Raw genomic sequence first — 7,283 nt, 5'->3', positions numbered from 1 at the left:
CGGTATTTCCTTGGCGCGGGGTGGAGCAGCCCGGTAGCTCGTCAGGCTCATAACCTGAAGGTCGCAGGTTCAAATCCTGCCCCCGCAACCAACTAATCACACCGAAAAATTTGGCTAACTGCCGTCTGTATAGGCGGCCGTTATTGGTGAGCTGCGGGCACTTTTTGCTTCTGCGGAACCAAGTCTTGTCCATCGGACCGGGCCCAAAAAGAATTTTGGCAGTATTTCCTAATATTTGCCTTTGATTTCTGTCCTATACCTCAAGATCGTCGTTTCTGAACTGAAACGCCCGTTCCCACCTTCTGGCAACGCATGCGCCATTGACTTCCTCGAAGTGCGAGGCACCCTTCTTGCGGTAGAGTACTGGGATCTTGTTTATGATACGACCTTTTGCCGCTTGTTTGATACTTTCGCTGACTGGGGCTGTCAGCGCTGAGGAACGGCCAATCTTCGACGCCCACATTCATTACAGTCATGACGCCGTTCAGCTGGTGCCGCCTCAGCAGGTTGCGAAAATCCTGCGGGACGCCGGTGTGCGCAAAGCTCTTGTATCCAGTTCGGACGATAACGGCACACAGTTGCTGCTCGCCGCAGCGCCAGACATCGTGGTGCCAGCGTTGCGTCCCTATCGTCGTCGCGGGGCCATCAATACGTGGATGCATGACGACGCAGTGATCCGTTACCTCGAGGAAAATCTCGCCCGGAACACATACCACGCCATAGGGGAATTCCATGCTTACGGCGACGACATCAAAACCCCTGTCGTTCAAAGAATGATCGAGTTGGCCAAAGAACGGAACCTCCTACTTCATCACCACGGGGATCGTGCGGCGCTGGATCTGATCTTCGAAACCTGGCCGGACGCACGGGTCCTGTGGGCCCATTCGGGTTTTGCCGACCCCGTCGATGTGGTCGATGCTCTTGACACGTATCCACGGCTTTGGGCGGACCTGGCGTTTCGGTCTGACATGTCGTCTCGCGGGACCCTGGAGCCTGAGTGGCTCAGCGCTTTTCAAGCGCACCCAGATCGTTTCATGGTCGGAACGGATACGTTCGCTCCGGAGCGTTGGTACTATGTCGGCCCGCACGCAGAGTTTTCCAGGACGTGGCTGGAGCTTTTGCCCGACTATATCGCTGAAGGTATCGCCTTCGCCAATGCGGAAAAGATGCTGTCGCAGAAATGATCCTTGCTGCAATTGTGTCTCTGGCATCGTCGGTCAGTGCCGACGCCTGTTCCGGGTATGGCGAACCGGTTGTGTCCGAACTTCAGGGTGCGCCGGATGCTTATGTTATCGTCAACGATGTTCCGCTGTCGCAACCGTTCTCCCTGCGTTTCACAGTATGTGGTGAGGTGCCTGTCACGGGTATCCAAGTCGATGCCATGATGCCGGCGCACCAGCATGGGATGAACTACGATCCTTCGGTGACGGATCTTGGACTTGGTGTATTCGATGTCCATGGAATGCTGTTTCACATGCCGGGGATTTGGGAAGTTCGGTTCGATATCACGGTCGGCGATCTGACGTTTCCCTATATCCACAGGATAACGTTGAGATGATCGCACGTTTTTCTGTGGCAATGCTCGTTCTGGTTGGATCGGCAAGAGCTGACGTTCTGCTGTCCGACAATGAGATTGCGCAGACGCTGGCCTTTGGACCATGGCCACCGCAAGCGACCCCTGATCCGAGCAATCGTGTCTCTGGCGATACGAAAGCGATCGCCCTAGGGCGCGCGCTGTTCGATGACCCTGTTCTTTCTGTCGATGGCGCGATGTCATGCGCAACCTGCCATGATCCGCAGACCGCCTTTGCGTCCCGGCAGACAAGAGCAATGGGACGGGAGATACTGGCGCGAAACACGCCTGCTCTTTTTAACCTGCGGGGATTGCGATGGTATGGTTGGGGTGGCGATAGCGACAGCCTATGGGCGGCGAGCCTGCTGCCGTTGATCTCTGATGTTGAAATGGGACACAGCGCAGAAAGCCTGAAAAACGCAGTTCGAGAAAGCGCTCATGCGCCCGACTATCAAACCGTTTTTGGTGATCTTTTGAACCAGAGCCCACAGACGGTTCTTGTCAATATCGCCAAGGTTTTGGCAGCCTACCAGGAAACGCTGGCGACACCTCGGACCTCTTTTGATGATTTCCGGGATGCATTGGAGCGTGGCGATCTAGAAGACGCTGGACAGTTTCCTCAAGCTGCCCAGCGTGGCTTGCAGCTTTTTCTTGGGCAGGGAAACTGCAGCTTTTGTCACACTGGCCCCAGCTTCTCGAACAATGAATTCCACGATGCAGGCGTGCCATACTTTCTCAGCGACACGGAGGTGGATCCTGGCCGATTTGACGGGCTGAAGGCCTTATTGACGAGCCCCTATACACTGGCGGGAGACTGGAGTGATGACCCGGAACGCCGCGGAAAATGGGTGTCGCAGAACGTGCGACAGAGCCATGCCGACTTTGGAACTTTTCGCACGCCAAGCCTGCGAGGCGTCGCGGCGACTGCTCCTTACATGCACGATGGTAGTATCGCGGATTTGGATGGGGTCGTCCGTCATTACAATGACATCAATCTTGAACGTATGCACGCGGACGGTGAGGCCATTTTGCGTCCACTGGAATTGGATGAGCAGCAGATAAGTGACCTGGTCAGTTTCCTTGAAACCCTTGGAGCTATAAAGCCTTTCAAGTGACCTGTTTTCCGCTGGTTTGGCGTGTCCTGCTTGCGTGCTGCCCGGATAGTCTTGCCAAGAGCCCGCCCAATCGCAACGTCTCGCAATCGCGCGCGGTCAGCTGGTGGGTCAACCGGAATGACTGTTCCCCAATGTCGACCTTCACCGGGGCATCTGATTGGACCGCGTCGAAATCCAGGCTGACCTGATCCGCGCTGGCAAGCGCCGGTTGCGCCTCGACCGTAGCGATCAGCGGCAGGATGCCTGCGTTGATCAGGTTGGCGTGGAATATCCGGCAGCGGTTTTCCACGTCCTGTATTCAGGGGGTCAACTGCTCAACCTCATTCCCGACGTCGCATCGAATACATGGGTCATCCCGGGCTGCGCTGCAAAACGCATGTCGGCACCAGTCGCGGAAACGTTGTGGACTCCTGGCAGGCTGATCGTCACATCTTCGCCCCCGGGCAGACGACCGTGCAGGAGCGTGTTTGCCCCCAAAGGTTCGGTGATCATGACCTTGACTTGGAAAGGCCCGTTCTCCTCAGGAACAAGGTGTTCAGGCCGTATTCCCAGTTTCACCGGTCCATCCGCGCCAGCGGAAGGCGTAATCGCGACACCGTCGATCATGACATTCCCTGCGCGGATCTCGGCATCGAAGACATTCATCGCGGGGCTGCCAATGAATTGCGCGGCAAACAGGGTGCGTGGCGTTTCGTAAACCTCAAGGGGTGTTCCGATCTGTTCCGCGACACCGCCGTTCATCACGATCATGCGGTCCGCCATTGTCATGGCCTCGACTTGATCATGTGTCACGTATAGCGAGGTGATGCCAAGTTTCGATTGGAGTTCCTTGATCTCGAGACGCATTTGAACCCGCAGTTTGGCGTCGAGATTTGAAAGCGGTTCGTCGAAGAGAAAAACCGCCGGTTCGCGAACGATCGCCCGACCCATGGCCACCCGTTGGCGCTGGCCACCAGACAATTGGCGCGGTTTTCGGTCCAGCAGCGGGGTCAGTTGCAGCAGTTTGGCAGCCTCTTCCACCTTCGCATTGATCTGGTCTTTGGGCATCCGGGCGATCTTGAGCCCGTACCCCATGTTCTGACGCACAGACATATGAGGGTAGAGCGCATAATTCTGGAACACCATTGCGATATCGCGGTCCATCGGCTCTTTCTCGTTCGCGCGCTGTCCGCCGATCAGAACCTCCCCAGACGTCACCGTTTCCAAGCCGGCGACCATGCGCAGAAGCGTGGACTTACCGCAGCCGGATGGACCTACGATGACGATGAATTCACCATCTGAAATGTCCATATTGATGCCGTGAATCACATCAGTGGCCCCGAAGCTTTTCTTGATGTCCTTCAGTGAGACGGTTGCCATGTTGTTATTTCTCGCTGTCGACAAGGCCGCGGATGAACAGCCGTTGCATGGAAATCACGACGATCACTGGTGGGATCATCGCAAGGATCGAGGTTGCCATGATCACCGGCCATTCCGCGACATCATCTCCGGACGGGAACATCTGTTTGATGCCCATGACAATGGTGTTCATCTCGGGATCGGTGGTGATCAGAAGAGGCCAGAGATATTGGTTCCAGCCATAGATGAAGAGAATGACAAAAAGCGCGGCAATATTTGTGCGGCTCATGGGAACCACGATGTCCACAAAGAACCGCATCGGTTTCGCGCCATCGACACGCGCCGCTTCTGCGAGTTCGTCCGGAATCGTCAGGAAGAACTGCCGGAACAGGAACGTGGCGGTCGCAGATGCGATCAGAGGAAAGATCAGGCCCGAATAACTGTTCAGCATCCCGAAACCCGCAACAACCTCGAACGTCGGCACGATGCGGACTTCCACCGGTAACATCAGCGTCAGGAAGATGAGCCAGAAAAACAGATTACGACCGGGAAAGCGGAAGTAGACGATCGCGAAGGCCGAAAGCAGAGAGATGATGATCTTGCCGACGGCAATTCCGATGGCCATCACCAGACTGTTGAAGAGCATCGTTGCCACTGGCACGTTCACACCGGAAAAGAGAGCGGCGGTGTAGTTCTCGATCAGCTGATCTCCGGGCCAAAGCGGCATCGGGGGTCGCACGATTTCGGGCTGTGTGACGGTTGATGCGACAAACGCAAGCCAGATCGGGAAGGCGATGATCAGAACTCCGATGATCATCAGCGCATGTGCAAGCCAAAGCCCGGCCCCGCGTTTTTCGACCATGCCATGAGATTCCTGCGCCATCAGTAATGCACCCGCTTCTCGATGTATTTGAACTGAACCACTGTGAGCAGACCCACGACGATCAGAAGGATCACCGACTGCGCGGAAGAAGACCCAAGGTCCTGACCGACAAAGCCATCGGAAAACACCTTGTAGACGAGTATCGTCGTCGCCTGCTGCGGTCCGCCGGACGTAATGGTGTGGATCACGCCGAAGGTTTCAAAGAAGGCGTAGACGATGTTCACGACCAGCAGAAAGAATGTTGTCGGGGACAGCAGTGGCAGAACGATTGTGAAGAACCGCCGCCAGAAGTGTGCGCCGTCGATTGCGGCGGCCTCGATGACAGATCTTGGTACGGCCTGAAGGGCGGCAAAGAAGAACAGGAAGTTATAGCTGATCCGGCCCCAGGCCGAGGCGACGACGACAAGCCCCATTGCCTCGTTGCCGTTGAGAACGTGGTTCCAGTCATAGCCCAGCTGTCCGAGATACCAGGACACGACACCGACCCGGGTGTTGAACATGAAGAGCCAAAGCACGCCTGCAACCGCGGGTGCCACGGCGTAAGGCCAGATCAGAAGCGTCCGATACACGCCGGACCCTTTGATCAACCGGTCCGCCAGAACTGCAAGGAACAGCGCCGGGATCATCGAACACAGGGTCACGAGAATGGAAAAGACCGCTGTCGTTACAAAGGACGCGCGGTAGAATTTGTCTGTGAGCAGAAACTCGAAATTTCCGAGGCCCACGAATTGCGAGGACAGACCGAACGGGTCAGGAATGAACAGCGACTGCCAGATCGCCTGACCGGCGGGATAGAAAAAGAATACCGCCGAGATGATGACCTGAGGTGCGATCAACAGCAGCGGGAGAAGCCAGCCGCGAAACGTGACCCGTTTTTCCATTGTCTCTGCCCCGGAACGGAAAAAGCGGGCGCGTCGCGCGCCCGCCTTGTTTCATGCGTCAGATCAGCGGTTGGCCGACTCGAAGCGGCGCAGAAGGGCGTCACCCCGCTCTTTCGCGCTGTCCATGGCTTCTTGGGCGGTCTTGTCACCAGACCAAATCGCCTCAAGCTCTTCGTCGATGATACCACGAATCTGGTCGAACGAGCCCAGGCGGAGTCCCTTCGAATTTCCGGTCGGCTGATTGGCTGTCATCTGGATGACCGCCACATCCGTGCCGGGGTTTTCGTCATAGAACCCGGAGGCGCGGGTGGCGTCCCCTGCGGCGACCGTAATCGGCAAATAGCCCGTATCCTGGTGCCATTTCGCCTGCACGTCGGTCGAGGACAGGAAGCTCAGGAATTCGCCCACGCCCTTGTACTCGGCGTCGTCATGGCCCGAGAGAACCCAGAGCGATGCGCCGCCGATGATTGTGTTCTGCGGTGCGTTGCCAACACCCTCCCAATAAGGAAGCGGACGTACGTCGAAGTCGAATTCGGCCTCAGAGCTGATCCCTGCATACCCGGCCGAGCTTTCGGTGAAGAGAGCACAGTCTCCGGCGCGGAAGTTCGCGCCGCCTTCGTTGCGGCGACCGGTATAGATGAATTCGCCGTCCTTGGCCCACTGTCCCATTGCGCTCAGGTGAGCAACCTGCGCTTCGCCATTGAGCATGAGTTCGGTGTCAACGCCTCCAAACCCGTTGTCCTTGGATGCGAAAGGAACATCATGATAGGCCGAGAAGTTTTCCAGGTGAATCCAGCTTTGCCAAGCAGTCACCAGAGGGCATTCCTCGCCGCCTGCCTTGAGTTGTTCAAGAACCGCATCCACCTTTTGCCATGTCGACAGATCGGTGTCGGGATCGACACCCGCGGCTTCCATCGCATCGCGGTTGACCCAAAGAACAGGGGTGGACGAGTTGAACGGAAGCGACAGCATTTGTCCGTCAGTGGTGGTGTAGTATCCTTTGACTGCGCCGATATAGGCGTCGGGGTCAAACTCGGCTCCGCTTTCGGCCATCACTTCGTAGACGGGCTTGATGGCACCTTCTGCGGCCATCATCGTTGCGGTTCCCACTTCGAACACCATCAGAATATGTGGCTGTTCGCCTGCACGGAATGCTGCAATCCCCGCGTTCAGGGTCTCCGAATAATTGCCCTTATGGCTTTCGACCACGGTGTAATCGCTTTGGCTGGCGTTGAATTCTTCAACCTGTGCCTTGACCAGTTCCCCGAGACGCCCGGTGAAAGCGTGCCAGAACTGGATTTCAGTCTGTGCCGATGCGGCCAGCGGTGCGCTCAGCGCGGTCGCCAGCGCCAAGCCGGAAATCAGTGTTTTCTTCATGGTTCCTCCAATACGCCACATGCGGCGTTCAGTCTGTTGGTGCTCTTCTTGGCTGGTTCAGACATCAAAACGTTACACGCAGTACGCCATAATGCAAGCGTTCAGATTGCGCAAAA

General features: G+C 56.7%; 8 protein-coding genes and 1 tRNA gene. 4 read left to right on the top strand and 5 right to left on the bottom strand.

Annotated elements, in window-relative coordinates:
* The first annotated feature begins 14 nt into the window (after positions 1 to 14).
* The 4 genes from MGEO_RS10885 (at position 15) to MGEO_RS10870 (ending at position 2,688) form a co-directional block, all read left to right on the top strand.
* A tRNA-Met gene (locus tag MGEO_RS10885) sits at positions 15 to 91 on the top strand.
* A gap of 442 nt (positions 92 to 533) precedes the next feature.
* A complete protein-coding gene (locus MGEO_RS10880) occupies positions 534 to 1,184 on the top strand; it encodes an amidohydrolase family protein (protein WP_233139841.1) in 651 nt (216 codons plus the stop codon).
* Positions 1,181 to 1,558: a hypothetical protein gene (locus MGEO_RS10875; RefSeq protein WP_085637128.1), complete on the top strand. Its 378-nt coding sequence runs from the start codon at positions 1,181 to 1,183 to the stop codon at positions 1,556 to 1,558. Before MGEO_RS10880 ends, MGEO_RS10875 begins: the two co-directional genes overlap by 4 nt.
* A complete protein-coding gene (locus tag MGEO_RS10870) occupies positions 1,555 to 2,688 on the top strand; it encodes a cytochrome-c peroxidase (RefSeq protein ID WP_085637125.1) in 1,134 nt (377 codons plus the stop codon). Before MGEO_RS10875 ends, MGEO_RS10870 begins: the two co-directional genes overlap by 4 nt.
* Here the strand turns inward: MGEO_RS10870 and MGEO_RS10865 are convergent.
* From MGEO_RS10865 to ugpB, 5 genes are all read right to left on the bottom strand, one after another.
* Complete coding sequence (locus MGEO_RS10865; RefSeq protein ID WP_085637122.1) at positions 2,681 to 2,977, bottom strand: hypothetical protein; 297 nt, start codon at positions 2,975 to 2,977, stop codon at positions 2,681 to 2,683. The genes MGEO_RS10870 and MGEO_RS10865 overlap by 8 nt on opposite strands.
* A 17-nt stretch (positions 2,978 to 2,994) precedes the next feature.
* The gene (locus MGEO_RS10860; protein WP_085637119.1) at positions 2,995 to 4,047 is read right to left on the bottom strand and encodes an ABC transporter ATP-binding protein; all 1,053 of its coding nucleotides are present in this window, start codon (positions 4,045 to 4,047) and stop codon (positions 2,995 to 2,997) included.
* 4 nt (positions 4,048 to 4,051) lie between these two features.
* On the bottom strand, positions 4,052 to 4,888 hold the full coding sequence (ugpE, locus tag MGEO_RS10855; RefSeq protein WP_085637158.1) for a sn-glycerol-3-phosphate ABC transporter permease UgpE: 837 nt from the start codon (positions 4,886 to 4,888) through the stop codon (positions 4,052 to 4,054).
* A gap of 20 nt (positions 4,889 to 4,908) precedes the next feature.
* Positions 4,909 to 5,790 carry a sn-glycerol-3-phosphate ABC transporter permease UgpA gene (ugpA, locus tag MGEO_RS10850; RefSeq protein ID WP_085637116.1) on the bottom strand — a complete coding sequence of 294 codons (882 nt, stop codon included), beginning with the start codon at positions 5,788 to 5,790 and terminating at the stop codon, positions 4,909 to 4,911.
* A 63-nt stretch (positions 5,791 to 5,853) separates the two neighbouring features.
* Entirely contained in the window at positions 5,854 to 7,167 is a 1,314-nt protein-coding gene (ugpB, locus tag MGEO_RS10845) for a sn-glycerol-3-phosphate ABC transporter substrate-binding protein UgpB (RefSeq protein ID WP_085637113.1), read from the bottom strand.
* Between the last annotated feature and the right edge of the window lie 116 nt (positions 7,168 to 7,283).

Source organism: Marivita geojedonensis (genome assembly GCF_002115805.1).
GTDB classification, from domain to species: Bacteria; Pseudomonadota; Alphaproteobacteria; order Rhodobacterales; family Rhodobacteraceae; genus Marivita; species Marivita geojedonensis.
Note: the sequence above shows the minus strand (reverse complement) of the source record. Positions and strands in the feature narration are given on the sequence as shown.

What these genes read in the sequence shown, in the direction of transcription:
- MGEO_RS10860 (WP_085637119.1), bottom strand. Translation starts at nt 4,047, where the DNA reads ATGGCAACCGTCTCACTGAAGGACATCAAGAAAAGCTTCGGGGCCACT.
- ugpA (WP_085637116.1), bottom strand. Translation starts at nt 5,790, where the DNA reads ATGGAAAAACGGGTCACGTTTCGCGGCTGGCTTCTCCCGCTGCTGTTG.
- ugpB (WP_085637113.1), bottom strand. Translation starts at nt 7,167, where the DNA reads ATGAAGAAAACACTGATTTCCGGCTTGGCGCTGGCGACCGCGCTGAGC.
- MGEO_RS10875 (WP_085637128.1), top strand. Translation starts at nt 1,181, where the DNA reads ATGATCCTTGCTGCAATTGTGTCTCTGGCATCGTCGGTCAGTGCCGAC.
- ugpE (WP_085637158.1), bottom strand. Translation starts at nt 4,888, where the DNA reads ATGGTCGAAAAACGCGGGGCCGGGCTTTGGCTTGCACATGCGCTGATG.
- MGEO_RS10870 (WP_085637125.1), top strand. Translation starts at nt 1,555, where the DNA reads ATGATCGCACGTTTTTCTGTGGCAATGCTCGTTCTGGTTGGATCGGCA.